Genomic DNA, 1,087 nt, shown 5'->3' on the forward strand with positions numbered 1-1,087 from the left:
AGTGAATTGTCAAACTAAGTGCAACAGGAATTAAGCTCGAAGTCCCATAATTCCTGGGCAGAATGGAAGTTAAGAACCTTGCGAGGCCTGGCGTTAATCAACGCCAGGTTTCGTTTTAATGTAGCGGGAGCAATGCGGGAGAGGTTTCTGCCCTTGGGATAAAACTCCCGGAGCAGGCCGTTCAGATTTTCGTTGGTGCCTTTCTGCCAGGCGCAATATGGGTCGGCAAAATATACTTCACAATGCAATCGTTCTTCAATGCGGTGCCAGTTGGCAAACTCTGTACCTCGGTCACAGGTAATAGTCTTGACCAGCTGAGGAGGAAATACGGATAGTGCGGCGACAATGGCGTTCTCCATGGTCTCTGCTCGCCGGTCCGGCATCTTCACCGCAATATAAAACCGGGTCTTTCGTTCCGCCAGGGTGGCAAAGCAGGCTTTGCTTTTTCCCTGTCCACTCACCACGGTATCCGCTTCCCAGTGCCCGGCTTCCTGGCGGCTGTATACCGACTTGTCCCGCTTGCGGATGGACTTTCCCTTGCTGTACTTTCCACGCGTTTCTTTCACTCCATGGCTCTTTCCCTTGCGGCGAAGCACCTTCAGATTGCCGTTTACCAGGTACTTCTCATAGATCCAGCGGTAGATCGTCCGCCAGCTGGGTATCTTCAGGTCACACGGAGTGCAGGCGATCTGCTCCGGCGACCAGGTTGCACGCAGTTTTTCCTCTATGTAGCCAATAATCTCCCGGGAATGGAACATTCCACGGTGGCAGTAGGAACGACGCAGCAGATACTTCTTCTGTGCTGTGTGCGGGTAGTAGGTCGGAATGTCATACATGTGGGTACAGTTCCTCCGTATCTCGCGCGACACCGTACTCACGTTTCTCCCGATCAACCGGGCTATCTCCCGGTAGCTCAACCCATCCACATAATATTTCCGTATACAACTGCGTTCTTCTATGGTAAGATGATGGTAGTTCATACAGTTCCCTCCGGTGGTTTGGTGGTGTAGTAACTCTATTCTACCAGGGTTCTGTATGAACTTCTTTTTATTTCCCTTAAGTGTTGCACTTGATAGTATAATTCACC

1 protein-coding gene is annotated in these 1,087 nt (G+C 51.0%); it reads right to left on the minus strand.

The features are described from left to right. Positions 1 to 14: 14 nt before the first annotated feature. Positions 15 to 980 carry an IS30 family transposase gene (locus B5G28_RS14185; protein WP_087249838.1) on the minus strand — a complete coding sequence of 322 codons (966 nt, stop codon included), beginning with the start codon at positions 978 to 980 and terminating at the stop codon, positions 15 to 17. Positions 981 to 1,087 lie beyond the last annotated feature (107 nt).

It is taken from the genome of Faecalibacterium sp. An77 (assembly GCF_002161315.1).
Classification (GTDB): Bacteria; Bacillota; Clostridia; order Oscillospirales; family Ruminococcaceae; genus Faecalibacterium.

Coding starts and splice junctions, on each gene's coding strand:
- B5G28_RS14185 (WP_087249838.1), bottom strand. CDS start 980: ATGAACTACCATCATCTTACCATAGAAGAACGCAGTTGTATACGGAAA.